Origin of the sequence: Acinetobacter sp. SWAC5 (assembly GCF_003419885.1) — a bacterium.
Lineage (GTDB): Bacteria > Pseudomonadota > Gammaproteobacteria > Pseudomonadales > Moraxellaceae > Acinetobacter > Acinetobacter cumulans.
Map to the genome: position 1 here is coordinate 61,471 of NZ_QUWR01000004.1, position 26,555 is coordinate 88,025.

Consider the following 26,555-nt stretch of genomic DNA (forward strand, 5'->3'; position numbering starts at 1 on the left):
TATCTACGCCCTAACATATAGTGGCTACGACAAGGAGTTACCTCATGATGTTGGCTGATCCAAGTAAAAAATATCGTCGCATGTATCAACGTGTAGACTTACCAGACCGTCAATGGCCGAATAACGAAATTACGAAAGCGCCAATTTGGATGAGCACCGACCTGCGTGACGGTAACCAAGCGATTTTTGAACCAATGAACATGGAACAAAAATTTAAAATGTTCCAAATGTTGGTGAAAATTGGTTTCAAACATATTGAAATTGGCTTCCCATCTGCATCTCAAATCGATTTCGATTTCACGCGTAAATTGATTGAAGAAAACCATATTCCTGATGATGTTTATATCGAAGTTTTGGTTCAAGCACGTGATCATTTAATCCAACGTACTTTCGAATCTTTACAAGGTGCAAAACGTGCAATTGTGCATATCTACAACTCAAACTCTCCGACTTTCCGTAATAAAGTCTTAAATGTAGATGTTGAAGGTGCAAAACAATTAGCGATTAATGCAGCAACCAAAGTTAAAGAATACGCAGCAAAACAACCTGAAACTGAATTTGTATTCCAATACAGCCCAGAGTGTTTTACTGCAACTGAATTAGAAGTTGCGAAAGATGTCTGCGATGCTGTGACTGAAATTTGGGAAGCATCTCCAGACAATAAAGTTATTTTGAACTTGCCTGCAACCGTCGAAGTTTCAGGTCCAAATGTCTATGCAGACCAAGTGGAATGGATGCACCGCAATATTCAGCGCCGTGACGGTGTGATCATTTCTGTACACTGCCATAACGACCGTGGCTGTGGTATTGCGGCCTCTGAACTTGCCATTATGGCGGGTGCAGACCGTGTAGAAGGCTGTGTATTTGGTAATGGCGAACGTACAGGTAACGTCGATGTGGCGGCAATTGCATTGAACATGTACACCCAAGGCGTTGCACCAAACTTAGATTTCTCAAATATCAATGAAGTGATTGCAACCGTTGAAGAATGCACAGGCTTGCCTGTACACCCACGCCATCCGTATGCAGGCGACTTGGTATTTACTGCATTCTCTGGCTCACACCAAGATGCAATCAAAAAAGGTTTCGAGTTCCAAAAGAACGAAGAAATTTGGGACATGCCATACTTACCTATCGATCCAAAAGACTTGGGTCGTGACTATGATGCAGTCATCCGTGTGAACTCACAGTCTGGCAAAGGCGGTATCGCTTACTTATTAGAGTCTAACTACAACGTGGTGTTGCCACGTCGTTTACAAATTGAATTCTCGCAAGTAGTACAACAAAAAACCGATGAAGATGGTACTGAGATTTCAGCACAAGCGATTTGGTCATTGTTTAAAGATACTTATGTCGCACCAGCAGATGCACATTATGTGGCGCAAAACTACCGCTTACATGACAACAACGGTAAGCAAGTGATTGAGCTAGATATTGAAGTAAATGGTGAAACACAACAATTGCGCGGTGAAGGCAACGGCCCTATTTCTGCAATCTTGAATGCATTGCAGTTACCAATTGATGTCTTGAACTATGAAGAACGCAGTATTAGCTCTGGCGCACATGCAAAAGCATTGGCATTAATTGAGCTTCAAGTGAAAGGTTCGGGTAAAGCTGCCTTTGGTGCAGGTGTACACGACAACATCGTAACTGCATCAATCGAAGCAATTATTGCCAGCACCAACCGCTTAATTGATCAAGGCGTATTGAGCTTAGATCAGGTGATTGCAGCGACTGCTTAAGTCCAATCACGGATAGGCTACATAAGGATTTCACATCAAAATGTAGCCTATAGCTCTTTATCACATAAAACAATTTTAAAAGGATACCCCCAAGTGGTATCCTTTTAGTTATTGATCCTCAAGGTTTAAGGCGAACATTTCCAGTGTCCTTTCCAGCTGACTCAGTGGGTTTAGTTACCCCACAAAAGTTCTCATTTGAAGAGCCTCTAGAGCTCGAATGCGGTCGAATTCTTCCTCGTTTTGAAATCATGGTTGAAACCTATGGCGAGCTGAACGCAGATAAATCCAATGCGATTTTGATTTGTCATGCACTGTCAGGGCATCATCATGCAGCAGGTTATCATCATGCAGATGATAAAAAAGCCGGATGGTGGGATTCATGTATTGGCCCGGGCAAGGCAATTGATACGTCTAAATTTTTTGTCGTTTCTTTAAATAATATTGGTGGTTGTAATGGCTCAACAGGCCCAACTTCACCCAATCCTGAAAATGACAATCGTCCATACGGACCAGACTTTCCATTGGTCACAGTCCGTGACTGGGTCAAAACCCAAGCTATGCTCTCTGACCGTTTAGGCATCGATACTTGGGATGCTGTTGTGGGTGGATCTTTGGGTGGTATGCAAGCACTACAATGGTCTGTCGATTTCCCAGACCGTTTACGCAAATGTGTGATTATTGCCAGCGCACCAAAATTGTCTGCACAAAACATTGCCTTTAACGAAGTGGCACGTCAGTCTATTTTATCCGATCCAGATTTTCATAATGGTCGCTATTTAGAAAACGACAGCTATCCAAAACGTGGCCTGATTTTGGCGCGTATGGTGGGTCATATTACCTATCTTTCAGAAGAAGCCATGAAGCAAAAATTTGGCCGCGACTTAAAGTCTGGCAAATTTATGTATGGTTTTGATGTCGAATTCCAAGTGGAAAGCTATTTACGTTATCAAGGTGAGCAATTTAGCCGTAACTTTGATGCCAATACTTATTTAATTATGACCAAGGCTTTGGATTACTTTGATCCTTCACGTGAATACGAACAGTCTTTAGTGAAAGCCATGGCCAATCCGAAGTGTAAATTCTTGGTGGTTTCATTTACCACTGACTGGCGTTTCTCACCTTCACGTTCACAAGAAATTGTGGATGCTTTAATCACAAATAATAAGCATGTCAGTTACTTAGACATTGATGCAGAACAGGGTCACGACTCTTTCTTGTTCCCAATTCCATTGTACGTAAAATCTTTACGTGCCTTCTTAGGTGGTGAACAGCACCTCAAAGCAACCACTGTGGAGGCCGTGTAATGCGTATCGATCAACAATTGGCAGAAAAGTGGATTAATCCAGGTTCTCGTGTGCTTGATTTGGGTTGTGGCGATGGCGAACTGCTCGCTCACATGAGTAAAAAACACAATATTCGTGCATACGGCCTCGAAATTGATCAAGAAAAGATTGCAATTGCCATCAGTCGCGGGTTAAATATCATCCAGCAGGACTTAAATTTAGGTTTAAGTCGCTTTGCCGACCAATCATTTGACTATGTGGTTATGGCACAGGCTTTGCAGGCTGTAGATGCACCAGATGTTTTATTACGTGACATGGTGCGTGTGGGGAAACAAGCCATTATTACATTTCCTAACTTTGCGCATTGGAAGACACGTTCATTCCTTGCCTTAAAAGGAAAGATGCCTGTTTCAGAGGCTTTACCATATATGTGGTATAACACGCCTAATATTCATTTATGTACTTTCCGAGATTTTGAAGCACTGTGTGCAGAAAATAATATTCGGATTATTAACCGACTTGCCGTAAATGGGGATCAACAAGACAGTTTACTCAGTAAACACCTCCCTAATCTGTTTGGTGAAGTCGCAATATATCGAGTGAGCGCTCTATGAAAAAATTATTACTAAGCACGACGCTACTGGTTGGACTTTTTAGTTTTCAAGCCCATGCAGACTATGTTGCTCCAGCCCCTTCTGTTGCGATGCAAGCTGCGCAGTATTCTGTTATGGATATTCATAGCTTAAGTAAAGCGGCTAAAGCAGGCCAAGCCGGTGCACAATTTTACTTAGCAACGAAATACCAAAATGGCAAAGACGTTGCAAAAGATGAGCGCCAAGCCTTTGCTTGGTATAAGGCTGCAGCAGATCAAGGGATTTCAGCAGCACAGCTGAATGTAGGCCGTATGCTTGCTGATGGTATTGGCACCAAAAAAGATGAAGTTCTTGCACGCCAATACTTTGAAAAAGCAGCCAGCCGTGGTGATAACCGCGCCAGCTTTAATTTAGCCGTTATGGAAGAGCAAAAGAAAAACTACATTGGTGCCTACCAGTGGTATGAGCTTTCTACACGTGATGGCATGCTGGACAATAAAGTCATTTCATTGTCTGAAGGTAAAAAAACTGCTTTGGCAGCCAACCTTTCACCAGAACAAATTCGTCAAGCACGTGACCGTGCAGACAAATGGATTCAAGCGCAGTAATCACGCTCTTGAACTACAAAAAGCGCCTTCGGGCGCTTTTTTTATGTTGGAGATATCTAGAATCTATTCGATGTATTAAGAGAGATCTTTACGCATTTGAATAAACCGTAAGCCACTAGCTTCAATGACCGATGAGACTGCATAAAAGCCAAATGCTTCATACACGGCCTGTGCGCCACAGCTAGAATTGACACTGATATGTTGATTGCCGAGTGCCAACATAGAAGCTTCTGCGTACTGCCACAGTTGCCGACCTATGCCCTGCCGAAGAAAAGACTGAGCTGTAAAAAAGTGGATCAAATGGCCTGAGGTTTTAAACGCAATTACAGCGCAAATGTGCTGAGCTTGCTCATAAACATAATAATGTACAGCACCATCTTGAAGTAGTGCCTCAATCGCAGGCTTTTCAAGTTTTTGTGCGCCTTGTTCATCAAGTGCAAACTGCGGAATATAAGGTGCGATGAGCATTGCAATTTGTGTTGCATCCTCCTGCACAGCGCCACGAATATTTTTTAAATTTTTTTCTGTATTCATTGTTATTGCTCTTTTCTTTCACCTGCTCTGCGGACTGACTGTCTGAATGCACACCTCTAACTCATCATGCAGATTCAATACCTGAAAACATCGTAAATACGCTAAAATAAGCGATTATTTTTTTTCAATATGAGCACAATACAATGTCTGCTACCGATTGGCTATCTCAAGGCACACTGGTTCTTGCAAGCAATAACAAAGGTAAAATTGCAGAATTTGAAAAAATGTTTGCAGAGCTTAATCTCCCGGTCGAAGTGGTTGCCCAAGGCAAACTGAATATTGAAGATGCAATTGAAGATGGTTTAAGTTTTGTGGAAAATGCCATTATTAAAGCCCGTCATGCATCGCGTATTTCAGGTAAGCCTGCGATTGCAGATGACTCGGGAATTTGCGTACCTGTACTTGGTGGTGCACCGGGTATTTACTCGGCACGTTATGCAGGTGAGCATGGTAATGATGCAGCCAACAATGCAAAACTTTTGGCTGATTTAAAACCATTGCGTAAAAATGGTGAAACCATTGAAGGCATGTTTGTTTGTGTATTGGCTTTGGTACAACATGCAGAAGATCCATTGCCGCAAATTTTCCAAGGCATTTGGACAGGTGAGATTTTAGAACAAGCCCAAGGCGAAAATGGCTTTGGCTATGACCCTTTATTTTGGCTACCTGAATTAAATGTTGCGAGTGCTGAGCTGAGTAAAGAAGAAAAAAATAAAATCAGTCACCGCGGTCAAGCGATGAAACTGTTTAAAAACAGCTTGAAATAAATACACTAGGAGATAGTCTATCGTTAAAGGTTATCTCCTAACCTTTTTAATTTAACTACTTCAATAATAATCAATCATAAAAAGAGAACTATATGGCCCTGCATCCGATCCATGGTACTTGCCCGTATTGTCAGCATCCATTTAATGAAACACCCTCTAGATCATTTTTAGGTTTCCAAAAAATCAGTTGCCCCGCATGCAATGAGAATCTGACTTATCCTTTAAGCTCTGGCTTTCGCACCACCTATCGGGTTTTGGTAATTGTCATGATCCTCATACTTCTGGTCAATCTATTGCAAGGCAGAATTGGCTTTCCAGGCATTATTGGTATCGCCATGTGTTATGCCCTATTCCGTGATTGGAAGCTCCGCAAAGAACTCAACTTTGATTGAATGCACTGAGTGACGATCGCAGCAGTCATTTTTACTTGCGCTAAGCCATTAAAATTGCATAAAGCAATGCAGTAAAAAGCCGTAGATTGAAATCACTACGGCGCTGACGATCGTGCCCGATGCAATATATTTTGCGGAATGCCCCGTCCCCTGATAATGCGTTTCTAAAGCCACAATATTGGCTGCGGGAGGCAAGCAGAAAAACATAAAAATAACAGCATAAATAAACAGCTGATGTGGAATCGGCAAAAGAACATAGGCCCCGATACAAATCAGTACAGCCAACACCATACGTGCCAGTATGACCATCAGGCTCTGCTGTAAATCATGCCAACCAATGCGAACTTTACTCAGCCACATGCCCAGTACACACATGCCTGCAAAGGTCACCAATATTTTGTTGAGTTGATATGCCCACTGCACAATCGGGTGTTGCTCGTATGCACTCAAATCCCACACTGACAATATTGCAGCAATACTTAACGCGATCACTGGAGGTGAAAGAAGCACATTTTTGCATATAAATCGAAGGTCTTGTTTGCCTGTACTCACCGCCATGACGGCGCAAATATTACCAAACAGTGAGCCACCGATATAAAGTGCAACGATGGTACTGCTGGCATTTGGTCCAAATACAGCTAAAGCAAAAGGAAAGCCTAACCATGCGCCATTTAAATAACTAAAACACAGCGCACGCAATTTATCTTGTTGAACGGCATAAAAAATAGCAAAGAACAATACTGAACTGACAAAGCTTAAGCCAATCAGCCACAAACTGCCCAGCTTATAAAACACCATGTTGTACACAATGAGCGCTGGAATGAGTAATTTGGCCAGCGATGCCGCCAACAATGCGCGAATACTTTGCAGTCGGCTTACGCCCCAATATCCCACTAAAAATGAGAGTAGTGGCAGTATAAGCACCATAGATTAAGTCATCTAAAAGATATCAAGAGTCGCTATGCTAGCACAAATCCTCTTGGTCCTCCCCTTACCAACCCCATGTTGCTCAATGGCAGTTAAGCTGTTTCTTTGAACTGAAACCCAACTGTCACATCCTTGTCATGCAGAACTGTTGCAATGTTTAAAAATTAAACGAGGAAGACAAAATGGCTGGATTATCAATTTGGCATGTACTGATATTTGCAATCGTGGTGATTTTATTATTTGGTACATCTAAGCTTAAAAACCTAGGGAAAGACGTCGGTGGCGCAGTCAAAGACTTCAAAAAATCCGTACGCGATGATGAAGCTGAGCAAGCTAAACTACAAGAACCACGTACCATCGATGCCCAAGTCAAAACCCCTGAAAGTTCTGTAAAAAGCTAAGAGAAACACATCATGCTCAATATTGGATTTACTGAGCTGCTGTGCTTTGCCATTATTGCGCTTTTGGTTTTAGGCCCAGAAAAGCTCCCAGAAGGCGCGCGTTTTGCCGCCAAATGGTATGGCAAAATAAAGCGCTTTATTAGCAGTGTGCAAAATGAGATTGATCAAGAATTAAAACTGTCTGAGTTTCGCGCCGAAGTGCAAAAAGAAATCGAACGCATGACTGAACTCGAAAAACGCATGCAACAACAAATTGATGCATTGCGTCAGACTGGAACCGTAGCATCAGCTCAACAGATCAACTCACCCATACCATCTACGCCTTATTATCCACTCAACACACAAATTCCGAGTCCTTATGCACGCCTGCATCTACAACAGCATTTTAAGGCTTTGGTGCACATGCTCGAGACTCAAACCTCTGCCATTGAATTGAAGATTGCTGTATGAATGAACTGCCCGCGCCCTTAGTGAAAACTGAACACGAACAGCTGGATCAAATGCCAGTCATGCAGCATTTAATTATTCTGCGTAAATATCTCTTTAAAATAGTGGCCGTTACTTTATTGCTATTTTTTTGTTTATTGCCCTTTCGTAATTTCACTTATCAACTGATGTCTGAGCCTTTGCGCCAACAACTTCCTGCATCATCCACCATGATTGCAACCGATGTGACCGCAACATTTATGGCACCATTTAAGTTAAATTTATTTGTGGCACTCATGCTGGCCATGCCCTTTATTATTTATCAACTATGGGCTTTTGTACGCCCAGCCTTATATGAAAAAGAACGACATTTGGCTATGCCCTTATTAATTGGCAGTATTGCTTTATTTTATGTGGGTATTGCGTTTGCCTACTTCATTACCCTACCCGCAATTTTGCATTTTTTTATTAGTGTTTCACCCGAATCCGTCGCGCCCATGACCGACATTAATAGCTATTTAAGCTTCTGTTTAAAGCTATTTTTAGTGTTTGGGCTCACCTTTGAAATTCCCATTATTACTTTGGTCTTGATTTTAATTGGCGTGGTCAGCACCCAAAGTTTAGTGGAAAAACGACGCTTTATTGTGGTGGGATGTTTCTTTGTGGCGATGTTTGCCACACCACCCGATGCACTCTCCATGGTGATGCTGGCCGTGCCGATGTGGATGCTTTTTGAGCTAGGACTGTTACTGGGTAAATTTCTCGAAAAACCGCAAAGCACAGACACATAGTCCGTGTGCATACACACTTCAATATTCAATTGACCTTGGCTGAATGCGCCCTTTGTAGAAAGGGCGCATTTTTTATCTTTTCGTTTTATCTTTAAACTGTCTTCATTCGGTCAAAAAACTGTCATTTCCTCTTCCTACAATCATAAGCGATTTATAGACCGACTTTTATTTAAAAAAACATCGCTTACGGACGTACTATGACAGCCAATACTCAACAGCCAAGCCGCCGTGATTTATTAAAATGGTTTGCAGGGATTCCTTTTTTGCCTTTAGGCGCAATGAGCACAGCAGCAGCCTTATCAGGTTGTAATAGCAGTGATGACAGCACAGTAGTTACACCACCTGTTAAACCTGTGAATTTTAAAAATGCGACATTTACAGCCATGGCAGCACCTATCACTGTGGCTGAAATGGCCAAAACAGCGGTCAGCTCAAAACTTAAAATTACTTGGGATGATACAACCAGTACAGAATATCAACTGGGTTATAAGAGCTTCTTTGAAACGGGTTCAAAAGTACCTAAATGGGGCGGTGGCGAAATTGTCGCTGGTGGCTATTTTAATGCCCAAGGCCAACCGATTATGGATACTTCATCCTCTACACAAGCAGCACGTCAATTTTTCTCTGACTGCCCAGATGGTTCATCACTGTTAAAATTAGACAATGCCAAAGTCGATGGCGTGACCAATCCTGTATTTCATGTGGTGCAATTTGAATATGCCACCATGAACCAAGCTGGAACAAGTGAATACGGCAATTTACCTTCACCGATTGCGATTTTAACCCTAGACCAAGACCAAAAAACTGGGCATCTCGAGCTGAAGAAATACTTCAACGTAGACACAGCACCTGTTCATGGTTTATGGATTACCTGTGGTGCCAGCCTTTCACCTTGGAATACGCATTTATCAAGCGAAGAATATGAACCCGATGCCTTTAACCAAGGTATTGGTGGCCCAAGCCCGACTGGTTTAGGCAAAAACTTCTTTGGCGATGCGAATGCTGCCAAGCCTTATAACTATGGTCATCTACCAGAAGTAATTGTTAACCCAGACGGCAGTGGCAAAATTATCAAACACTATTGTATGGGCCGTATTTCACATGAGCTTGTCCATGTTATGCCTGACAATAAAACCGTGATTATGGGCGACGACTACACCAACGGCGGTTTGTTCATGTTTGTGGCTGATAAAGAAAAGGACCTAAATTCAGGCACTTTATACGTCGCAAAATTTACCAGCTTGCTCAGCAATACCACAACAGGTCAAATCAAATGGATTGAACTGGGTAAAGCAAGCAGTAAAGAAATTGAAGATATGGTGAATGTACAAAACATTCAACCAAGCGACATTATGGAAAGCTATCTTGATACCGACACCAACAAACCTGCGGATCTGAGTGGCTTTACCTCGATTATTTTAGCCAAGAAAAAACTTTGGGTAAAAGTAAAACCGGGCATGGAAAAAGCAGCAGCCTTTTTAGAAACGCATCGTTATGCTGCACTTAAAGGTGCAAGTATGGCCTTTACCAAAATGGAAGGCACCACAGTGAACATTAAAGACAAAGTGGCGTATTCTGCGTTGGCCAATATTGTGGATTCGATGGTTGAAGGTACAGCAAGCTATAGCGCTGCCCACAATGTAAAATTCACAAAAATTCAAGCAGGCGGTATTTTAGCACACGATCTGAGTGGCGGTCAGTCGACGACCACTGGCATGCCAATTAACAGTGAATGGGTACCTTACCAATCTAAGCTACTATTGGCAGGTGAAGACATCGCGCTAGATAGCATGGGCAACACTGCACATCCTGACAAAATTGCCAGCCCAGACAATCTTAAATTCTCTGAGCAACTCCGTACCCTGTTTATTGGTGAAGATAGTGGCAACCACATCAACAACTATCTTTGGGCGTACAATGTAGAATCACAAAAGCTTGATCGTATCCTATCAACGCCTGCAGGTGCAGAATCAACTGGCTTACATGCAGTAGATTCGATCAACGGTTGGACTTATATTATGAGCAACTTCCAACATCCGGGTGATGAATGGAACCGCTTCTACAAAGTTGATGCTTCGGGTGTACGTACAGGTTTAAGCTTAAGCATGCAAAATGAATTGAATGTAGCCATTGATAAAAGCTACAACCAGAAGTTCAGTGCATCGGTAGGCTATATCACTGCAGATGTATTACCTTCTACTACTAAACCCACAGCAACAAAATAAGATCATGCGATAATAAAAATGCCAGCACATTGCTGGCATTTTTATTGGGCTGATTTAGATCATATTTATAGGGTGGCTTAAGCTGAACAAAGTGGCACTTGCAACTTATTGATTTGACCTTGCTGTTCACCTTGCTGATTTTTTTCCAACCATTGCCACTGTTGATGATGCAGACTTAAATAATTGGAGCAACGTGTCCCATACACAGGGCTTTGAATAAAAGTGGACGATAACAACGCTTCCATTTCTGGTTGAATACCTGTATTTGGGAGTTGCTCAAGCACCACTTTGCGCTCATCTTCTAAAATATCCCAAACGGCGTGTTCGATGTCCGCAGTGGGGATTTGAGGCTGCTGCAACATTGGCAAGAGCTCTTGCGTAAAGCGTTTACGTAAATGTCGAGTCTTGACCCAATCTTCCGACATAAGTCCATTCGACACTACATATACCCCTTTTGCTAAGATTTGTGGCGCCTCACCTCGATTGCTCATATAGACGGCTTGCTGGGTATCACCCAAAAATAAATTAAAGCCTGCATACTCACATTGATGCTTTTCCAAGGTCTGTGCAAAGCGAATCGGCGTTTCATTTGAGGCTAAAAATGTTTGTATAAGATGACCGCGCGACGTGGCATATTCAGTTTTGTCTGTGCCATCTCTAAAGTTGGTAATAATGGCCCAGCGCCCTGTAGCCGTCACGCCCATCCATGTTCCACCCGACTGTAAATCTTGTCCTGCCACAATGTGACTTTGTGCCCATACATGCAAAGGCGCTGTAGGACGATGGTAAAATTCGTCACGATTGGAAATTAAACACAGTGGCAAATCATCCAACACTTGCCAAGCAAAGGCCACAATACACATAGTCAAAGTTCATTATCTTTACACATTGAATATACAACATATTTCTATAGATTCCGTTAAAATCTGTGCAAAACAAAATGCTAAGGAGCAGCAATGCTGACCTACCCAAATATCGACCCAGTTGCCGTGTCGCTGGGTCCATTACAAGTCCATTGGTATGGACTGATGTATTTATTGGCCTTTTTATTTGCTTGGGGTCTCGCAACGCACCGCGCCAAACAACGTGATGGTTGGACTTCAGACATGGTATCCGATCTGATTTTTTACGGCGCCTTGGGGGTTGTGATCGGTGGCCGTGTAGGCTATGTCTTCTTTTATGGTTTTGATCAGTTTCTGGCAAATCCACTGTGGCTATTCCAAGTCTGGACTGGAGGCATGAGCTTCCACGGTGGCTTCCTTGGGGTGATGGTGGCCATGCTCCTTTGGTGCAAAAAGTACAAAATGACCTGGTTCCAAACTTTAGACTTTATTGCACCCTGTGTGCCGACTGGTCTGATGTTTGGTCGTATTGGTAATTTTATTGGCGGCGAACTGTATGGCCGTCCTGTACACGATCCAAATTTTGCTTTGGGCATGATCTTCCCAACCGATCCATTACAGTTAGTACGTCATCCATCTCAGCTTTATCAAGCACTGTGTGAAGGCTTAATTTTATTTATCGTGCTGTGGTGGTTCAGTTCTAAACCTCGTCCACGTTTTGCCGTTTCTGCACTGTTCCTCATCGGCTATGGTATTGCACGCTTCGTAGTCGAGTTCTTCCGTGAACCAGACAATGGACAACTCTTTATTGGGTGGATGAGTAAAGGTCAATTCCTTACAGTTCCAATGATCCTCATTGGCCTATGGATGCTATGGTATGCGTACCAGAAAAAAATCTATGATTGGGGCCCGCTCAAAAATAAATAACATCATGATTTAGCATTTTAGCGGAGCTTGAGCTCCGCTTTTTTGTACTGCATTTTTGACCGCATTCTGTGCTAAAGTCTTAGCCTTTCTATCAATCGATACAGTCCAATATGCTTGAGTTTTGGTTTAATCCACAAATTTCGGTGGTCAAAAAATTCCTGATCTTTGCCCTCATTGCCATAGCAACTGCTGTGCTGTATTGGATAGAACCCCTCAAACTTGATGCCATTTTAATGTTCTTAGGCACAGGTGTTATTTTTCTGATTTGCCGCTATTGTAAAATTCACTTTGCCAGTAAAAATCCAACAGGACTGTTTTACCGTGTACTGACGTGGATTCCAATTGCATTACTTTTGGCGCTCATTTTTATGAACATGAAAGATGGCGAAATTTTAATTCCAGGCGCACAAGGGATTGGCTTTATGGCCTTGGCGATTTGCCTATTTTCACCATTGTCCTTATTGAATCAAAATCAACCTCCAGAAGCACAGCCCTAATGCTCGAATTTTGGTATTCAAAACGCTGTACGCGTGAAATAAAACTGGTGCTGTGTATCGCTGTCTGTGCCGTGGTGTATTGGGCTTCTCAAATTCAACAATTGACACCCCTATTTGCAGGGTTAAGTTTGGCCATTGGGATCGCCATTCACCTCATGCGAAGCTATGCTCAACAACAAGAGAAAGCTCCAAACCAAGCATTTCATTATTTTAGAATGATTGCTCCTGTCATCGCCCTACTGATCCTTATCAGTCAGCTTCCAACAGCACACCGTGCCATTTTGGCCTTACAGTGCATTTGCTTTAGCGCACTTGCTTTGTTTTTGGTGTCTATTTATGAAAACCGCGCCAAACGCTTTGAGTAGCGTGACGCGGTTAAATTAGATGTTTGCTCAATTTTGCTGAACGGCAGACGTTATTTATTTAAACGGTAGTATTCATAACGTACATTGGGGTCTTTATACACCGCATAGCCACTTTGCTGAAAGTCCGACACCCAATTTGAACCTGTATATGCCGCAATATGGCCATACACATGCTTTTGCGTACGGTTAATAATATAAATATCGCCTTTTTTAGGACGGTCAAAAGACTGATTAATTCGTTCATAACCAATTTTTTGTAAGGTATTGCCCCAATCTGCTGCTGCTACAGGATGATTATTAAATTTCGCGCCCGCAGACTCCAAAGCAATACGAACACTCTTGGCACATTTTTGCGAGCTGGTTTGTGCAGTTACACCGCGAAGCTTTTGCGCAAATTTATCAATATCAATACGCTGACCATTGTCCGCACCAAAAAGCTTACGTGGTGTATCTTCTTGCGCACTCACACGACTATTACTACGATATGAACGCTTTGGTGCTTGCTGGGATCGGATCACGATTTCTGCCTTGACTGGACCATTTACACTTTGTACGTCAACGCCTTGATCATAAGCCATGTGAAACAACAACCTCTTTTTCAATCCATCTTGATTGAATTTACTACCCTAAACAGCGGCCGATACTACGCCCCTAAACTTAAAATATCATGCCGAAAATGTAAGAAAATTTAAGAAAAGTACTTTAATATCCATTATTTGTATAATTATTAAACAAATTAATTCTAAATATTCACTCTAAAGTGCCAAACGATAATATTCATATTGCACGCCATCATCTTTATACACATCATAGCTTTTTTGCTTAAAATCCGAGACCCACTCCGAACCTGTAAAGCCAGCAATATGGCCATATAAATGCTTTGAAGTCCGATGAATAATATAAATATCACCCTCTTGTGGACGATCAAACTCAGGCTGAATATGTTTATAGCCCAGCTTCATTAAAGTATCCCCCCAATCTGAAGCCGCAATAGGATGACTGCCAATAACAGCACCTGCACTTTCTAAAGCAATCCGAATACTACGCGCACAACGCTGCGAACTCACATGAGATTTAATACTGTCTAGCTTCTGAATAAATCGGTCAATTTGAATTCCAGTTGTGTTGTCCATATTAAAAGTGTTAACTGCATCACGCTTTTGCAAAAATTGCGCTGTTAAATTTGGATCAACTTTTGGATCAACACTGGTGCGCTGAGGATATTGATTTGTAGTTTGTACAATCTCGTGTGGCTGTGCCTGAGCATAACTATTATGTATTTCAAGGTATTGGCTATCAACTAACATCCGCTGTCCTCAATGACTCACTTCAAATTTGCAGTCCTGTGCAAAAAACCAGACTATTTTTCTTGCAGACGATAGTAAAAACCCAAACTTAAATCTTCTTTATAAAATTGTAAGTAAGCGACATAAAGTTCATCTCAAAACGTAACAAAATGCAAAAATGGCACGCTGTACGTAGCATTTTGCTCTGCGCCAAAAACAGGCTAAAATAGCCCGCAAAATTTTATTTAGATGATGAGAGCGATATGCGCCAATACCTCGACCTGTTACAGCACATTCTCGACAACGGTGGCGACAAAGGCGACCGTACAGGTACGGGAACACGTTCTGTATTTGGTCATCAAATGCGCTTTGACCTTTCAAAAGGCTTCCCTTTACTCACCACCAAAAAAGTGCATTTTCGTTCAATTGTGATTGAACTCTTGTGGTTTCTAAAAGGTGACACCAATGTTCAATATTTAAAAGACAACAAAGTCAGCATTTGGGATGAATGGTCTACAGCAGAACAAACTGCACGTTTTGGACGTCCTGAAGGTGAGTTAGGGCCAGTCTATGGTCACCAATGGCGCAATTTTGGTGCCACTAAAAATGCCGATGGTTCGTTTAATGACGACGGTTTTGACCAAATTAAATGGCTCGTAAATGAAATTAAAACCAACCCAAACTCACGCCGTTTGATCGTTTCAGGTTGGAATCCTAACGAAGCAGGCAATGTTGCATTGCCTCCGTGCCATACTTTGTTCCAGTTTTTTGTACAAGATGGCAAATTGTCTTGCCAACTTTACCAACGCAGTGCAGACGTATTTTTGGGCGTGCCATTTAACATTGCCAGCTATGCATTACTCACTCACATGATTGCGCAAGTCTGTGGGCTTGGCGTAGGCGATTTTGTTTGGACTGGTGGTGATACTCACCTTTATACCAATCACTTCGAGCAAGCCAAATTACAGCTGAGCCGTGAGCCAATGACGCTATGTCAACTCCAACTTAATCCAGATGTCAAAGACCTATTTGATTTCAAATTTGAAGATATTGAAATTGTAGGATATGAATCACACCCTGGAATTAAAGCGCCAGTTGCAGTTTAAAGCATCTAAATTGCATAAAAACCAAAATCCCGCTTTGCGAAAAGCGGGATTTTGCATTTTAATAGGGTCAATTTTTATTGTGTTTGAGTAGTTCGCAATGGCGTTCCAAAATTTAGAAGTTGTTCATGTGGTGGCAATGGATCAACAGCGCTGTATTGGTAAAGGCAATGACCTACCTTGGCATATCTCTGCCGACCTTAAACACTTTAAAGAAATCACCCAAGGTGGCGTGGTCGTTATGGGTCGCAAAACCTTAGAATCAATGGGACGCACCCTGCCAAAACGTGTTAACTGGGTCATTACGCGTGACCAAAACTGGCAATTTGAAGGCACTAAAGTGGCGTATAGCATTGAAGATGCCTTAAAACACGCCGTTACAGATGTAGAAGCATCAGAAAAACCCAACACCATTTTTATTATTGGTGGCGGGGAAATCTTTAAACAAACCTTAGACATTGCCGATCGCTTAGAACTCACGCATGTCGAACTGGATGTACAAGGTGATGCCCACTATCCAGCAATTCCATCTGACTTCAATAAAGTTGCCTCTGAACAACATATCGACGACAAAACTGGGATTGCTTTTGAGTTCGCAACTTATCGAAAATAAAGCTAAATAATGAAAACATAACATGATCTTATGCAACAGCCTTCGCGAACCAATAGCTCGATAAAATCTTTCATGCGCAAACTTGCGCATGGGGTATTTAGCCTATTTGTAGTTCTGAGTTCAGCTTGGCTGTGTATGGCCATTTGGGTACAGCAGCCCATTAATAGCATTGTGAGCTATGCGATTATCGGGTTTTGGATTGCCTTTGCACTGAGCATCTTAGGCATCTATTTTTCACACCTGCTCAGTCGTCGCAAAGATATACTCATTTACGGCTTGGCCTTTTTATTTGCCCTAATTTGGTACTTTAGCCTACCTGCACGACAAGACCGTGACTGGAATCCAGAAGTCGCTAAAATGCTGAGCTACGAAAAGCACGGCGACCAAGTCACGCTACACAATGTCCGTAATTTTGATTGGCATGCCGATGGTCGCTATACGGAACGCTGGAAAACACGCCACTACAATCTAAATGACATTACTGGCGTTAATATTATTACCTCTTATTGGATGGGACCTAAAATTGCCCATACCCTCGTCAGCTTTGACTTTGCCCACAGTGCACCCCTGACCTTTTCTATTGAAATCCGTAAAGAGAAAAACGAAGACTTCTCTGCCATTGGAGGCTTCTTTCGTAAATTTGAAGTCAGCCTGATTGCCGCTGATGAAAAAGATATTATCTATACGCGGAGCAATATTCGTGGCGAACAGGTCTATTTCTTCCCGATCAACATGGGTGAGGCCGAACGTAAAGCTTTATTTGAAGAATACTTGTCTAAATCTGACGATTTAGCCAAGCATGCCAAATGGTATAACACGCTAACCAGCAACTGCACCACTTTAATCTTTGATATGGTGCAGGCGGTAAGTAAGCAACACTTACCTGTCGATTATCGCTTACTGGCTTCTGGCTATTTGCCCAATTATTTATATGACTTAAATGCGCTTTCGCATCAATGGGACATCGCTACATGGTATCGACGTGCACATGTTAACCCTAGAGTAACAAGTCACCATACACTCAGTAGTGCACAGTATTCTGCGCTGATTCGCCAAGGACTCAGCTCTGTGACACACACAGCACCACAAAACTCAAAATAGAATAAACCATGGACAGTCACATATATAAATGCAACAAATTGGACTAGCGAATGAGCTAAATATTTGTTTATATTAAAGCTAAAGTTTAAATATTAAACAGATGGGGTAAATCATGTTAAAACCGTTATGTCTTGCCTTAGCCATGAGCTCAGTCGCACTACTTGCAGGATGCGAAACCATGCCAAAGACAACTGCAGAAAGTACAGAAAATTTACAACTCCTGCAAAACCGCACTTGGATTGCCACTCAGATTGGTAATATCGTAATTCAAACTTCGCCTCAAGCCCGTAATATTCCGAGCATTCAATTTGATGAAGCAACCAAACGTGTATCAGGTGCCGATGGCTGTAACCGCATTATGGGCAGCTATAGCGTTAAACGTGACACGCTACAATTGAGTCAAATGGCAAGCACACGTATGGCCTGCATGAACAACAATAATATTGATCGCGACTTCAATGATGCATTAGCCAAAGTCACCCATTACAAAACCATTGGCAAAACCCTGCAACTGCTCGACCGCTATGGCAACCCAGTTCTAAAATTTGAATTAGCAGTGCAACCCCGCTAAATCATGACCATCAGCCTGCTTCTGCAGGCTTTTTAATGCGATTTAGACCAGCAACATTGTAGCTTGGCAATTTGCCCCGATATTAAAAGACAATTCACACATTAATTAGGTTTAACTTATGCAAAAAGCATTATTTGGCGGTGGCTGCTTCTGGTGTACAGAAGCTGTATTTCTGCAACTACGTGGTGTTCATGCAGTAACCAGCGGCTATGCGGGTGGTTTAACATCTAACCCAAGTTATGACGATATTTGCACAGGAACGACACAGCATGCAGAAGTGATTCTGATTGATTTTGATGAATCACAAATTAGCTTTGCACAATTGCTTGATGTGTTCTTTGCAACGCATGATCCAACAACCTTAAACCGTCAAGGCAATGACATTGGCACTCAATATCGCTCTGTCATTTACTTTATGGATGATGCACAGCGTTCACAGGCCATGGAAGCGATTGACGCTTTAAAAGCGGAAGGTTTAGACATCGTCACCGAACTGAGCCCTAGCCCTGAGTTTTATCCAGCCGAAGACTATCACCAAAACTTTTTTGCCCGTAACCCAACACAGGGATACTGCAATTTTGCAATTCCACCCAAATTATTAAAGCTACAAAGTAAATTTCAAGATTTAATGAAATAGTCGCTGGCACGCTCACTTGGAGTTCAACAACAAAACCCAACGCTGAGGCATAAAAAAAGCAACCTATTGGGTTGCTTTTTTTATGTTCAAATGCAGATTAATTATCTGTTGCAAACGCAATATCACTGAGCCCGGCTCCACTCGCACGTGACATCACTTGCGCGACAGTATCATAACGTGATTCTTTATCTGCTTTAAGTACGATGGTTGGCTTACGTTCAGCTTCCGCTGCCGTATTAAAGCGCGTTTCAAGCTCTTCTAGCGACAACACATTACCATTCCATGCAATATCACCATTTGCATTAATGCTAATGGTCACATTCTCTGGTGGTAAATCAATTACTTCAGCAGTAGTTTGTGGCAAGGTTAATGGAATTGATGGGTTGGCAACGGTCGCTGTCACCAAAAAGATGATCATCAATACCAGCATAATATCGATGAGCGGAATGAGGTTCATCTCATTCATGCCTGCATCGTTGTCTTCACCCAATTGAAAAGCCATTAAGCTTGACCTCCAACTAAACCTTCTTGTGCCGCAGTGACTTCAGTCTTTTTTACTGACTCTTGCTGTAGCATGGTATCAATCAACAAGCCATGTGCTTGATCTTGCAATTCATTGCTTAATGTACGGTTAAAGCGTACACAAATGTTATAAGCCAATACTGCCGGAATTGCGACTGCTAAACCTAGACCGGTCATAATTAAGGCTTCACCCACGGGTGTTGCAACTTGAGCTAGACCTGCTTGACCGCTTTTACCTACTGCAACCAAGGCGTGGAAAATACCCCAAACCGTACCAAACAAACCTACGAATGGTGCAAGTGATGCAATCGTACCCAGTACAGAAACGCCTTTTTCTGCATTGGCTTTTTCCACTGCAATTTGGCGAAGCAAAGCTTGTTCAGCAACTGCTTTACGTTGATCAAAGTTTAACGGCGCAAATTTTGCTTTTAATGCCGTTAAAGCATCAGAAAGATGAGCATAAGCTACTTGTTTCAGCTGACGTGTGCCCATAATGCGTAAAACAAAAATGGTCCATGTCGCAATCGACATTGCCAACAACACAAAGTACAGCGTTTTGCTGACTGCATCTGCATGTTGCCAATAAACTGAAAAGTTCATACTCGAACTCCTAATGGGTTAGCCGGTTATTTAAGTTGAAAGTCGAATGGCTGTTCCACACGTGTTGGATACGCCACACCATTTTCAACATATTTGGTGAGTTGAGCCCGTTTTACTGCTGCCGTAACTTTACGGTTGACAGCTGGACTACAACTCGAATTTTTTGCATCAGCAGAAATAACTTTACCTTGCTCATTGGCTGATATTGCAACCACTAATGAACATGAGTCTTTCAGCTCACCACCTTCAAAACTTACCTTCGGTGCACGTAACCATGATACACCTCCACCCAAAGAAACACTTTTAGGTGCTGGTGGTGCAGGCGGTGCCGGAGGAGCTACAGGTGCAGGCGGTGCAACTGGCGCTGGTGCAGGTGTTGGTACAGGTTTTTTCGTTTCAGAGACTACTGTAGATACCACTGGACTTGGTTTTGGTGTTTCCACTGGTTTAACGACGGGTTTCGGCGTTTCAGCTTTCTTCACTTGCTCCACTTTTTCAATTTTTTTCGGTGGTGGCGGTAAAGGCTTATCTACTATTTTAACTTCTTTCGGTTTTGGTGGTTCTTTTTTCGGTTCTGGTTTTGGCTTAGGAGGCAATGGTTTTGGTGCTTCCTGAAGTTTTACAAAGCGTACTTTTAATGGTTCTTTTTCAATTGGCTTTAAATCTGGCGCTTTCATTTGGCCAACTGCCCACAATACCCCAACATGCCCAATCACAACAGCTACAAGTGCCGTGAGGACTTTCTTTTTCATCGAATTTGGGTCTGGCAGCATCGGAGCAGAAGAAGGAGTCATTAAAATCAATATACCTTAAACAAGTGACTGCACATAGAATGAAAATTGCAATCAAACTCATCGGTTCGAACAATTAAAGTGGCACAATGATAAATGAGAAGTGTTTTCATTTGCAACTATTAATTTGGTTACTTTTATGGCTTTTTTGAATGATAAACTGCAACACATCAATAAAAAGGCATACTTAAAGTATGCCTTTTTTAAACACTAGATTCAAAGCATTATTGGAATACAACAGTTTTGTTGCCATGCACAATAATACGGTCTTCCAAATGCCATTTCACAGCGCGTGCAAGTACATTACGCTCAACATCCTGACCTAATTCACGTAGCTGTTCTACGGTAAAGTCATGGCTCACACGCTCAACATCTTGCTCAATGATCGGACCTTGGTCCAAATCAGCAGTCACATAATGCGCTGTTGCACCAATCAACTTCACACCCTTTTCATACGCTTGTTTGTATGGATTTGCACCTACAAACGCTGGTAAGAATGAGTGATGAATATTGATGATTTTCATTTCCCATTTTTGTACAAATTCTTCATCCAGAATTTGCATATAACGTGCTAAAACAAGTAAATCATTGCCTTGCATTAGCTCATCAATTTGCGCATAAGCTTCACGTTTGTTTTCTTTATTCACAGGAACAACTTCAAACGGAATACCAAAGTTTTCTACAGCTTCACGTAAAGTGTCGTGATTCGACACAACTTTGGTAATTTCACATGGCAAACCGCCACGGGCATGGCGCCATAAAAGTTCAAGCAAGGCGTGGTCTACTTTGGAAACCAAAATACCAACCTTTTTCACGTCACTAACTAACGCCAAGCGCCAGTGCATTTCATAACGTGCAGCGACATTATTATCAAAAGTCTGTAATAAGTTTTCTTTACGGCTTTGTAAATTATCAAGCTCAAACTCAACACGCATGAAATAACGTCCGCCCTGAGCTTCCGTTGCGTATTGATCAAGTGCGGTAATATTTGCTCCATGATGATACAAAAAGCTCGATACAGCTTGCACAATACCTGGCTTATCTTCACAGGTAATGAGCAAGCGCGCAGTATTTGCAGTCGACATATTCATTTTGGTGTGTATCGCTAAAATCAATTAATAAAAGTAAGCCGAGTATTCTAACGCGTTTTAAAGACAGACTAAATAGGTAGGATCGAACATTCGAGTTGTTCGAGAAGATTGTTGAGTTTTTATGCTCATTCGACTACTCATTTAAGTATAACTACAAAATAAAAACACGCTTCTGTGGCTTGCACAAAAGCGTGTTCATTTTCACCTATTGGGTAGCTGTTCTCTTAGGGTGCTTCTGGGGTTTTAGGCACCGAGGCTGCTAAACTTTCAAAAAGCTCTGACTCACCCATCGTTTCCAATAAATGCTCATACGTCTGACGGCTTTCACCACGTAAATATGCCCCTTCCAAGAACACCATTTGACGCAATGCCTGCCAAACCCACTTCTCTTCCAAATGGTTTGAATCGGTAATATGACCAGACATATACAAGAAGTTCGTCCAGTTAGTCAGTACAATCCAAAGGTTAATGGTCAAAGCCTCAATTTCTGAGTCAGTCATTTCCATTAAGCCTGCATTTACAAAGGCCTTATAAATTTTTTGCCCTTGTTGCATTACTTGACTGGCAAAGCGTGGATACATCTTACGAAAATCATCATTGTTTTCAACCAAATGATAAACATCACGATGTAAAAAGCGATATGCCCAAAGCTGACTACTCAGCACCTGAAAATAACGAATTTTATCATTTGCATCGAGAGGACGATCTTCAGGTAACGCCAGCATTTCTAGCGTTTCCTTTTGATATTGCTCCATCAATTCTTTAATAATTTCGCTTTTATTGCGGAAATGATAATACAAATTACCTGGGCTCATCCCAAGTTCAGCTGCAATATGGTTGGTCGTAACCGAACGTTCGCCACGTTCATTAAACAACTGTAAGCTCAGCTGTAAAATACGTTCTTTGGTTTTCAACGTTTTTGTTTGGGACATCCTAAAACAACCATAAATTCAATGCATTAATTTCATAACACATAAAGTAACTTGACTATTTAGAGCATTTACTCTAAAAATTTAATAAATCGCTCTTTGAAAATGGTCGTGCGACATGAATAGTCAGACTAAAACAACATCAATGACACCTCATTCTCTTGATACCCAACATCTTGAAAATACGTTGGCGCAACAAAAAAATGCTTATTTGCGTTACCCGTTGCCTACAGCAAAAGAACGCATCGACCGTTTGGCTCGTCTTAAGCGTATCTTAGTTAAGTATCAAGATCAATTTGCTGAAGCAATTAATCAAGACTATGGCAACCGTTCGATCAGTGAAACCAAAATTGGCGAACTACTTACGTGCCTTGAACATATTAAATATTACAGCAAAAATTTAACGGGCTGGATGAAACCGTCTAAGCGACATATTGGCATTATTCATCAGCCTGCAAAAGCTTGGGTACAATATCAACCACTGGGCGTGGTCGGTATTATTACCCCTTGGAATTATCCGCTTCTTCTTTCGATTGGACCACTCATTTGTGCATTGGCTGCAGGTAACCATGCCATGATCAAAATTTCGAGTGCATCGGCAAACTTTGGTTTTGTGTTAGAAAAAGCCTTAGCAGAAGCCTTCCCACAAGAGTTGGTGGCGGTGATTAATGGCGGTGGCGCAATCTCTGATGCATTTAGTCATCTGGCTTTTGACAAAATGATTTTCACAGGCTCAACCAATGTCGGAAAAACCGTCATGGCGGCAGCCGCTGAAAACTTAGTCCCTGTTATTTTAGAACTCGGGGGTAAGTCGCCAGTGCTGGTTCACCCATCCATGGACTTACAAGACGTTGCTGAACGTTTAGCTGTAGGTAAACTTTGGAATGCAGGCCAAACTTGTGTTGCACCTGACTATATGTTTTTACCTCGAGGTAAAACAGCAGAGTTTATTGATCGTTTTAAAGCCTGTGCAGAAAATATGTATCCGCATTTTGCAGATAACCAAGATTACACTTCAATTATTAATGATAAACAGTACAACCGCCTGCAAGGCTATTTAGAAGACGCGCAAGCATCGGGTGCTCAAATCATTGAAATTAATTCAAAACACGAAGATGTGGCTGCGGTGCGCAAAATTGCACCAACTTTGCTAACGGGTGTTAGCCCTGATATGCAAATTATGCAAAATGAAATCTTCGGGCCGATCCTTCCAATCATGGAATATGATCAAATTGACGATGTTATTGAGTTTATTAATAGCCGTCCGCGTCCACTTGCTTTATACTACTTCGACTTTGATCAGGCGCGTGCCGACTATGTCGCACAGCGTACGCATTCAGGGCATTTTGGACAAAACACGGTTTTAACCCATGTTGCACAAGACGATTTACCATTTGGTGGCGTTGGCGCATCAGGTATGGGGAAATACCATGGTCCGGAAGGGTTCTTTAGTTTGTCGCATGAACGGTCAGTGATGTCGAATCCAAAGCTGTATAGCTTGAAATTCATTCTCCCACCATTCAATAAGCCGATCCACAAGCTAATTTCGAAGACACTTCTTCGCTAACTGATCAAGGCATGATCTATCGCACATAGTCATGCCGTGTTTTATTGAAAATCGCTTGTCTTTTAAGCGTATTTTTGGTATAAAACGCCCCTTGAATGATTTCATCCGTTTACTTTTTATGACTAGGCACACAATCGGTGCTGTCTAGCAATGGAGTTCACCATGTCTAAGGTTTGCCAAGTTACCGGCAAGCGTCCAGTCGTTGGCAACAACGTCTCGCACGCCAATAACAAAACCAAACGCCGGTTCGAGCCGAACCTGCACCACCACCGTTTCTGGTTAGAAAGCGAAAAACGTTTTGTACGTCTTCGTCTAACCACTAAAGGTATGCGTATTATCGACAAATTGGGCATTGAAAAGGTTGTTGCTGACCTTCGTGCTCAAGGTCAAAAGATCTAAGGAGTCATTACAATGCGTGATAAGATTCGCCTAGTTTCTTCTGCTGGTACAGGTTATTTCTATACCACTACTAAGAACAAACGTACTATGCCGGAAAAAATGGAAATCAAAAAATTTGATCCAAAAATCCGTCAACACGTAATCTTCAAAGAAGCTAAAATTAAATAATTTTAGATTCTAAAAAAAACGGCCTTCTGGCCGTTTTTTTTTGCATTTTTTTTATTCGACTTGTTACACTTTCAGCATAATTGGCATTTCTTATGCTTAATTTTTCCCTAATATACACTGACTTCAGGAGGTTTTAGTGCCACATGATGTAGAACTCATTATCCTACTTGCAGTCGGGTTTGGTGTTGCGCTGTTTTTTGGTTATATCGCCGCCCGTTTACGCCTTCCCCCTCTTATTGGCTATTTAGTCGCGGGCATTATTATTAGCCCAAACACACCGGGTATTGTCGGTGATATTCATTTGGCCAATCAGTTGGCTGAGCTTGGTGTCATGTTCCTCATGTTTGGGGTTGGCATGCACTTTTCACTCAATGACTTAATGCAAGTTCGACGCATTGCCCTCCCAGGCGCAATTTTACAGATTGCTGTCGCTACACTCTTAGGTGTCGGCATCTCTATGCTCTGGGGCTGGAGTTTTGGTTCTGCACTCATTTTCGGTCTAAGCCTGTCTTGTGCAAGTACAGTGGTATTACTCAAAGCTCTCGGTGATCGAGGTCTGCTCGAATCAGTCAATGGTAAAATTGCCGTAGGCTGGCTGTTGGTTGAAGACCTCGTGATGGTACTGGCATTGGTTCTGTTACCTGCCACTGCAGTCCTACTCGGTGGGCAAGCCATTGAAGGTGCCAATGCAGATGATAGCATTTGGCTGACTTTAGGCATCACACTGCTGAAAGTTGCAGGCTTCATTGCCTTCATGCTGATTGTTGGCAAGCGCTTAGTGCCTAAAATTATGCAAATTGTGGCACGCCTTGGCTCACGTGAACTCTTCACGTTAACTGTTGTTGCTGCTGCGGTGTCCATTGCATTTGGCGCATATAAAATCTTTGGCGTTTCTATGGCCTTGGGTGCATTCTTCGCTGGGATGGTGGTGAAGGAATCCGACTTCAGTCACCGTGCAGAAGAAGAAACCCTGCCTTTACGTGAAATTTTTGCCATTTTGTTCTTCGTTTCTGTTGGCATGCTGTTTGATCCAAGGATCTTGCTAGAACAACCACTGCATGTATTGGCTGTTGTCGGCATTATTATGATTGGTAAAACCATCGCTGCCATGGCTTTGGTTTTATTCTTCCGTTATCCACTCAATACAGCACTGACCGTTGGTGCGAGCTTGGCTCAAATTGGTGAATTTTCTTTCATCTTAGCTGCACTCGGAGTTTCACTTCAACTGCTGTCTATTGAAGGTCAAAACTTAATTTTAGCCGGTGCGCTCATCTCCATTACCCTAAACTCTTTTGTATTTTCAGCCGTTGAACCAATACAAAGATGGATTCGTGAGCGCTCATCATTGGCTCGCTTACTTGAACGTAGTGGTGACCCCTTGGCAATGCTTCCAGATGAAGTCTCACAAGATTACCTACGCGATCAGGTGGTGATCGTTGGCCATGGTGAGGTTGGGCGTCGTATTACCCGTACGCTGATGGAACAAAATATTAAGGTGGTGATTGCAGAAGAAAACCGTGAGATTGTGGAAAACTTACGGGAAAAAGGCATTGCCGCTGTTTCTGGTATGGCCACTGAACCGAGCGTACTCATTCAAGCACACATTCAACATGCACGCCTTTTGGTACTCTCACCCATGGATATTTTGGATATTCATAAAATTGTAGATATTGCCAAAACGTTAAACCCACAAATTCAGGTCTTGGTATGTGCTGAGAGTAAGCAAGAAGCCGAAGTGATCCGCAATGATAATATTGGCGAAGTGTATTTTGCCAAAGAGGAAATGGCCAAAAATATGAGCAATCATATTTTGAATCAAATCCAAATTGCGCATCATGAAGCCCCTACGCATTAAGC

General features: G+C 42.2%; 32 protein-coding genes. 22 read left to right on the forward strand and 10 right to left on the reverse strand.

Translation table 11 applies throughout. The annotated features are described in order from the left end of the window. Positions 1 to 44: 44 nt before the first annotated feature. The 4 genes from leuA to DYI81_RS04120 all read left to right on the forward strand — a co-directional run bounded on the left by leuA (position 45) and on the right by DYI81_RS04120 (position 4,226). Positions 45 to 1,742 (forward strand): 2-isopropylmalate synthase, encoded by a 1,698-nt coding sequence (gene leuA / locus DYI81_RS04105; protein ID WP_117006792.1) that lies wholly within the window; start codon positions 45 to 47, stop codon positions 1,740 to 1,742. Positions 1,743 to 1,885: 143 nt separating this feature from the next. Beyond that, positions 1,886 to 3,046: a homoserine O-acetyltransferase gene (locus DYI81_RS04110; RefSeq protein ID WP_106985142.1), complete on the forward strand. Its 1,161-nt coding sequence runs from the start codon at positions 1,886 to 1,888 to the stop codon at positions 3,044 to 3,046. Further along, complete coding sequence (gene metW / locus DYI81_RS04115) at positions 3,046 to 3,639, forward strand: methionine biosynthesis protein MetW (protein WP_106985141.1); 594 nt, start codon at positions 3,046 to 3,048, stop codon at positions 3,637 to 3,639. The genes DYI81_RS04110 and metW overlap by 1 nt, the downstream gene beginning before the upstream one ends. After that, on the forward strand, positions 3,636 to 4,226 hold the full coding sequence (locus DYI81_RS04120; protein WP_106985140.1) for a tetratricopeptide repeat protein: 591 nt from the start codon (positions 3,636 to 3,638) through the stop codon (positions 4,224 to 4,226). The genes metW and DYI81_RS04120 overlap by 4 nt, the downstream gene beginning before the upstream one ends. 75 nt (positions 4,227 to 4,301) lie before the next feature. On the opposite strand, the gene DYI81_RS04125 is transcribed toward DYI81_RS04120, so the two are convergent. Continuing rightward, a complete protein-coding gene (locus DYI81_RS04125; RefSeq protein WP_106985139.1) occupies positions 4,302 to 4,760 on the reverse strand; it encodes a GNAT family N-acetyltransferase in 459 nt (152 codons plus the stop codon). Between the two features lie 143 nt (positions 4,761 to 4,903). On the opposite strand from DYI81_RS04125, the gene rdgB reads away from it, so the two are divergent. Together rdgB and DYI81_RS18215 are read left to right on the forward strand one after the other, a co-directional pair. Next, on the forward strand, positions 4,904 to 5,527 hold the full coding sequence (gene rdgB / locus DYI81_RS04130; RefSeq protein WP_106985138.1) for an RdgB/HAM1 family non-canonical purine NTP pyrophosphatase: 624 nt from the start codon (positions 4,904 to 4,906) through the stop codon (positions 5,525 to 5,527). A 266-nt stretch (positions 5,528 to 5,793) separates the two neighbouring features. After that, positions 5,794 to 5,919 carry a hypothetical protein gene (locus DYI81_RS18215; RefSeq protein WP_256733383.1) on the forward strand — a complete coding sequence of 42 codons (126 nt, stop codon included), beginning with the start codon at positions 5,794 to 5,796 and terminating at the stop codon, positions 5,917 to 5,919. Between the two features lie 48 nt (positions 5,920 to 5,967). Here DYI81_RS18215 and DYI81_RS04135 read toward each other — a convergent pair whose 3' ends face one another. Next, entirely contained in the window at positions 5,968 to 6,846 is an 879-nt protein-coding gene (locus DYI81_RS04135) for a permease (protein ID WP_117006793.1), read from the reverse strand. Between the two features lie 182 nt (positions 6,847 to 7,028). Here DYI81_RS04135 and tatA point away from each other — a divergent pair, with 182 nt between their 5' ends. The 4 genes from tatA to DYI81_RS04155 all read left to right on the forward strand — a co-directional run bounded on the left by tatA (position 7,029) and on the right by DYI81_RS04155 (position 10,689). Further along, a complete protein-coding gene (gene tatA, locus DYI81_RS04140; protein WP_106985136.1) occupies positions 7,029 to 7,247 on the forward strand; it encodes a Sec-independent protein translocase subunit TatA in 219 nt (72 codons plus the stop codon). 12 nt (positions 7,248 to 7,259) lie between these two features. Continuing rightward, positions 7,260 to 7,697, forward strand: coding sequence for a Sec-independent protein translocase protein TatB (gene tatB / locus DYI81_RS04145; protein WP_106985135.1), 438 nt, complete (start codon positions 7,260 to 7,262; stop codon positions 7,695 to 7,697). After that, complete coding sequence (gene tatC / locus DYI81_RS04150; RefSeq protein ID WP_106985134.1) at positions 7,694 to 8,464, forward strand: twin-arginine translocase subunit TatC; 771 nt, start codon at positions 7,694 to 7,696, stop codon at positions 8,462 to 8,464. Before tatB ends, tatC begins: the two co-directional genes overlap by 4 nt. 197 nt (positions 8,465 to 8,661) lie before the next feature. Beyond that, entirely contained in the window at positions 8,662 to 10,689 is a 2,028-nt protein-coding gene (locus DYI81_RS04155) for an alkaline phosphatase PhoX (protein WP_106985133.1), read from the forward strand. Between the two features lie 77 nt (positions 10,690 to 10,766). On the opposite strand, the gene DYI81_RS04160 is transcribed toward DYI81_RS04155, so the two are convergent. Further along, entirely contained in the window at positions 10,767 to 11,552 is a 786-nt protein-coding gene (locus DYI81_RS04160) for an NRDE family protein (RefSeq protein WP_117006794.1), read from the reverse strand. A 93-nt stretch (positions 11,553 to 11,645) separates the two neighbouring features. Between DYI81_RS04160 and lgt the strand changes: the two genes are divergently transcribed. From lgt to DYI81_RS04175, 3 genes are all read left to right on the forward strand, one after another. Then, complete coding sequence (gene lgt / locus DYI81_RS04165; RefSeq protein WP_106985131.1) at positions 11,646 to 12,458, forward strand: prolipoprotein diacylglyceryl transferase; 813 nt, start codon at positions 11,646 to 11,648, stop codon at positions 12,456 to 12,458. 110 nt (positions 12,459 to 12,568) lie between these two features. After that, a complete protein-coding gene (locus DYI81_RS04170) occupies positions 12,569 to 12,955 on the forward strand; it encodes a hypothetical protein (protein WP_117006795.1) in 387 nt (128 codons plus the stop codon). Continuing rightward, entirely contained in the window at positions 12,955 to 13,320 is a 366-nt protein-coding gene (locus DYI81_RS04175; RefSeq protein WP_117006796.1) for a hypothetical protein, read from the forward strand. The genes DYI81_RS04170 and DYI81_RS04175 overlap by 1 nt, the downstream gene beginning before the upstream one ends. A gap of 50 nt (positions 13,321 to 13,370) precedes the next feature. Here the strand turns inward: DYI81_RS04175 and DYI81_RS04180 are convergent, their stop codons facing one another. Both DYI81_RS04180 and DYI81_RS04185 read right to left on the reverse strand, forming a co-directional pair. Then, the gene (locus tag DYI81_RS04180; protein WP_117006797.1) at positions 13,371 to 13,898 is read right to left on the reverse strand and encodes a peptidoglycan amidohydrolase family protein; all 528 of its coding nucleotides are present in this window, start codon (positions 13,896 to 13,898) and stop codon (positions 13,371 to 13,373) included. Positions 13,899 to 14,075: 177 nt separating this feature from the next. Next, positions 14,076 to 14,627, reverse strand: a complete 552-nt coding sequence (locus tag DYI81_RS04185) for a hypothetical protein (RefSeq protein ID WP_117006798.1) — start codon at positions 14,625 to 14,627, stop codon at positions 14,076 to 14,078. A gap of 242 nt (positions 14,628 to 14,869) precedes the next feature. Here DYI81_RS04185 and thyA point away from each other — a divergent pair, with 242 nt between their 5' ends. The 5 genes from thyA (at position 14,870) to msrA (ending at position 18,631) form a co-directional block, all read left to right on the forward strand. After that, positions 14,870 to 15,712 carry a thymidylate synthase gene (gene thyA / locus DYI81_RS04190; protein WP_117006799.1) on the forward strand — a complete coding sequence of 281 codons (843 nt, stop codon included), beginning with the start codon at positions 14,870 to 14,872 and terminating at the stop codon, positions 15,710 to 15,712. A gap of 97 nt (positions 15,713 to 15,809) precedes the next feature. Next, complete coding sequence (locus DYI81_RS04195; protein WP_117006800.1) at positions 15,810 to 16,322, forward strand: dihydrofolate reductase; 513 nt, start codon at positions 15,810 to 15,812, stop codon at positions 16,320 to 16,322. A gap of 72 nt (positions 16,323 to 16,394) precedes the next feature. Beyond that, positions 16,395 to 17,423, forward strand: a complete 1,029-nt coding sequence (locus DYI81_RS04200; RefSeq protein ID WP_171356303.1) for a DUF4105 domain-containing protein — start codon at positions 16,395 to 16,397, stop codon at positions 17,421 to 17,423. Positions 17,424 to 17,535: 112 nt separating this feature from the next. Beyond that, entirely contained in the window at positions 17,536 to 17,994 is a 459-nt protein-coding gene (locus DYI81_RS04205; protein ID WP_117006802.1) for an META domain-containing protein, read from the forward strand. Between the two features lie 118 nt (positions 17,995 to 18,112). Beyond that, entirely contained in the window at positions 18,113 to 18,631 is a 519-nt protein-coding gene (gene msrA, locus DYI81_RS04210) for a peptide-methionine (S)-S-oxide reductase MsrA (protein WP_117006803.1), read from the forward strand. A gap of 97 nt (positions 18,632 to 18,728) precedes the next feature. Here the strand turns inward: msrA and DYI81_RS04215 are convergent, their stop codons facing one another. The 5 genes from DYI81_RS04215 to DYI81_RS04235 form a co-directional block, all read right to left on the reverse strand. Next, complete coding sequence (locus DYI81_RS04215) at positions 18,729 to 19,133, reverse strand: biopolymer transporter ExbD (RefSeq protein ID WP_106985121.1); 405 nt, start codon at positions 19,131 to 19,133, stop codon at positions 18,729 to 18,731. Continuing rightward, positions 19,133 to 19,753: a MotA/TolQ/ExbB proton channel family protein gene (locus tag DYI81_RS04220; protein ID WP_106985120.1), complete on the reverse strand. Its 621-nt coding sequence runs from the start codon at positions 19,751 to 19,753 to the stop codon at positions 19,133 to 19,135. Before DYI81_RS04220 ends, DYI81_RS04215 begins: the two co-directional genes overlap by 1 nt. Positions 19,754 to 19,779: 26 nt before the next feature. Next, positions 19,780 to 20,547 (reverse strand): energy transducer TonB, encoded by a 768-nt coding sequence (locus DYI81_RS04225; RefSeq protein WP_117006804.1) that lies wholly within the window; start codon positions 20,545 to 20,547, stop codon positions 19,780 to 19,782. 221 nt (positions 20,548 to 20,768) lie between these two features. Next, complete coding sequence (purU, locus tag DYI81_RS04230) at positions 20,769 to 21,635, reverse strand: formyltetrahydrofolate deformylase (protein WP_106985118.1); 867 nt, start codon at positions 21,633 to 21,635, stop codon at positions 20,769 to 20,771. Between the two features lie 224 nt (positions 21,636 to 21,859). Continuing rightward, positions 21,860 to 22,567 carry a TetR/AcrR family transcriptional regulator gene (locus tag DYI81_RS04235; protein WP_106985117.1) on the reverse strand — a complete coding sequence of 236 codons (708 nt, stop codon included), beginning with the start codon at positions 22,565 to 22,567 and terminating at the stop codon, positions 21,860 to 21,862. Between the two features lie 115 nt (positions 22,568 to 22,682). On the opposite strand from DYI81_RS04235, the gene DYI81_RS04240 reads away from it, so the two are divergent. The 4 genes from DYI81_RS04240 to DYI81_RS04255 all read left to right on the forward strand — a co-directional run bounded on the left by DYI81_RS04240 (position 22,683) and on the right by DYI81_RS04255 (position 26,553). Next, the gene (locus tag DYI81_RS04240) at positions 22,683 to 24,131 is read left to right on the forward strand and encodes a coniferyl aldehyde dehydrogenase (protein ID WP_117006805.1); all 1,449 of its coding nucleotides are present in this window, start codon (positions 22,683 to 22,685) and stop codon (positions 24,129 to 24,131) included. Between the two features lie 162 nt (positions 24,132 to 24,293). Beyond that, the gene (gene rpmB, locus DYI81_RS04245; protein ID WP_000048256.1) at positions 24,294 to 24,530 is read left to right on the forward strand and encodes a 50S ribosomal protein L28; all 237 of its coding nucleotides are present in this window, start codon (positions 24,294 to 24,296) and stop codon (positions 24,528 to 24,530) included. A gap of 12 nt (positions 24,531 to 24,542) precedes the next feature. Then, positions 24,543 to 24,698, forward strand: coding sequence for a 50S ribosomal protein L33 (gene rpmG, locus DYI81_RS04250; protein WP_001205031.1), 156 nt, complete (start codon positions 24,543 to 24,545; stop codon positions 24,696 to 24,698). A gap of 136 nt (positions 24,699 to 24,834) precedes the next feature. Beyond that, a complete protein-coding gene (locus DYI81_RS04255) occupies positions 24,835 to 26,553 on the forward strand; it encodes a cation:proton antiporter (protein ID WP_117006806.1) in 1,719 nt (572 codons plus the stop codon). Positions 26,554 to 26,555 lie beyond the last annotated feature (2 nt).

Excerpts from the sequence above, each read along its gene's own strand:
- leuA (WP_117006792.1), top strand. The coding sequence starts at position 45 with ATGATGTTGGCTGATCCAAGTAAAAAATATCGTCGCATGTATCAACGT.
- metW (WP_106985141.1), top strand. The coding sequence starts at position 3,046 with ATGCGTATCGATCAACAATTGGCAGAAAAGTGGATTAATCCAGGTTCT.
- DYI81_RS04120 (WP_106985140.1), top strand. The coding sequence starts at position 3,636 with ATGAAAAAATTATTACTAAGCACGACGCTACTGGTTGGACTTTTTAGT.
- DYI81_RS04125 (WP_106985139.1), bottom strand. The coding sequence starts at position 4,760 with ATGAATACAGAAAAAAATTTAAAAAATATTCGTGGCGCTGTGCAGGAG.
- rdgB (WP_106985138.1), top strand. The coding sequence starts at position 4,904 with ATGTCTGCTACCGATTGGCTATCTCAAGGCACACTGGTTCTTGCAAGC.
- DYI81_RS18215 (WP_256733383.1), top strand. The coding sequence starts at position 5,794 with ATGATCCTCATACTTCTGGTCAATCTATTGCAAGGCAGAATTGGCTTT.
- DYI81_RS04135 (WP_117006793.1), bottom strand. The coding sequence starts at position 6,846 with ATGGTGCTTATACTGCCACTACTCTCATTTTTAGTGGGATATTGGGGC.
- tatA (WP_106985136.1), top strand. The coding sequence starts at position 7,029 with ATGGCTGGATTATCAATTTGGCATGTACTGATATTTGCAATCGTGGTG.
- tatB (WP_106985135.1), top strand. The coding sequence starts at position 7,260 with ATGCTCAATATTGGATTTACTGAGCTGCTGTGCTTTGCCATTATTGCG.
- tatC (WP_106985134.1), top strand. The coding sequence starts at position 7,694 with ATGAATGAACTGCCCGCGCCCTTAGTGAAAACTGAACACGAACAGCTG.
- DYI81_RS04155 (WP_106985133.1), top strand. The coding sequence starts at position 8,662 with ATGACAGCCAATACTCAACAGCCAAGCCGCCGTGATTTATTAAAATGG.
- DYI81_RS04160 (WP_117006794.1), bottom strand. The coding sequence starts at position 11,552 with ATGTGTATTGTGGCCTTTGCTTGGCAAGTGTTGGATGATTTGCCACTG.
- lgt (WP_106985131.1), top strand. The coding sequence starts at position 11,646 with ATGCTGACCTACCCAAATATCGACCCAGTTGCCGTGTCGCTGGGTCCA.
- DYI81_RS04170 (WP_117006795.1), top strand. The coding sequence starts at position 12,569 with ATGCTTGAGTTTTGGTTTAATCCACAAATTTCGGTGGTCAAAAAATTC.
- DYI81_RS04175 (WP_117006796.1), top strand. The coding sequence starts at position 12,955 with ATGCTCGAATTTTGGTATTCAAAACGCTGTACGCGTGAAATAAAACTG.
- DYI81_RS04180 (WP_117006797.1), bottom strand. The coding sequence starts at position 13,898 with ATGGCTTATGATCAAGGCGTTGACGTACAAAGTGTAAATGGTCCAGTC.
- DYI81_RS04185 (WP_117006798.1), bottom strand. The coding sequence starts at position 14,627 with ATGTTAGTTGATAGCCAATACCTTGAAATACATAATAGTTATGCTCAG.
- thyA (WP_117006799.1), top strand. The coding sequence starts at position 14,870 with ATGCGCCAATACCTCGACCTGTTACAGCACATTCTCGACAACGGTGGC.
- DYI81_RS04195 (WP_117006800.1), top strand. The coding sequence starts at position 15,810 with ATGGCGTTCCAAAATTTAGAAGTTGTTCATGTGGTGGCAATGGATCAA.
- DYI81_RS04200 (WP_171356303.1), top strand. The coding sequence starts at position 16,395 with ATGCGCAAACTTGCGCATGGGGTATTTAGCCTATTTGTAGTTCTGAGT.
- DYI81_RS04205 (WP_117006802.1), top strand. The coding sequence starts at position 17,536 with ATGTTAAAACCGTTATGTCTTGCCTTAGCCATGAGCTCAGTCGCACTA.
- msrA (WP_117006803.1), top strand. The coding sequence starts at position 18,113 with ATGCAAAAAGCATTATTTGGCGGTGGCTGCTTCTGGTGTACAGAAGCT.
- DYI81_RS04215 (WP_106985121.1), bottom strand. The coding sequence starts at position 19,133 with ATGGCTTTTCAATTGGGTGAAGACAACGATGCAGGCATGAATGAGATG.
- DYI81_RS04220 (WP_106985120.1), bottom strand. The coding sequence starts at position 19,753 with ATGAACTTTTCAGTTTATTGGCAACATGCAGATGCAGTCAGCAAAACG.
- DYI81_RS04225 (WP_117006804.1), bottom strand. The coding sequence starts at position 20,547 with ATGACTCCTTCTTCTGCTCCGATGCTGCCAGACCCAAATTCGATGAAA.
- purU (WP_106985118.1), bottom strand. The coding sequence starts at position 21,635 with ATGAATATGTCGACTGCAAATACTGCGCGCTTGCTCATTACCTGTGAA.
- DYI81_RS04235 (WP_106985117.1), bottom strand. The coding sequence starts at position 22,567 with ATGTCCCAAACAAAAACGTTGAAAACCAAAGAACGTATTTTACAGCTG.
- DYI81_RS04240 (WP_117006805.1), top strand. The coding sequence starts at position 22,683 with ATGAATAGTCAGACTAAAACAACATCAATGACACCTCATTCTCTTGAT.
- rpmB (WP_000048256.1), top strand. The coding sequence starts at position 24,294 with ATGTCTAAGGTTTGCCAAGTTACCGGCAAGCGTCCAGTCGTTGGCAAC.
- rpmG (WP_001205031.1), top strand. The coding sequence starts at position 24,543 with ATGCGTGATAAGATTCGCCTAGTTTCTTCTGCTGGTACAGGTTATTTC.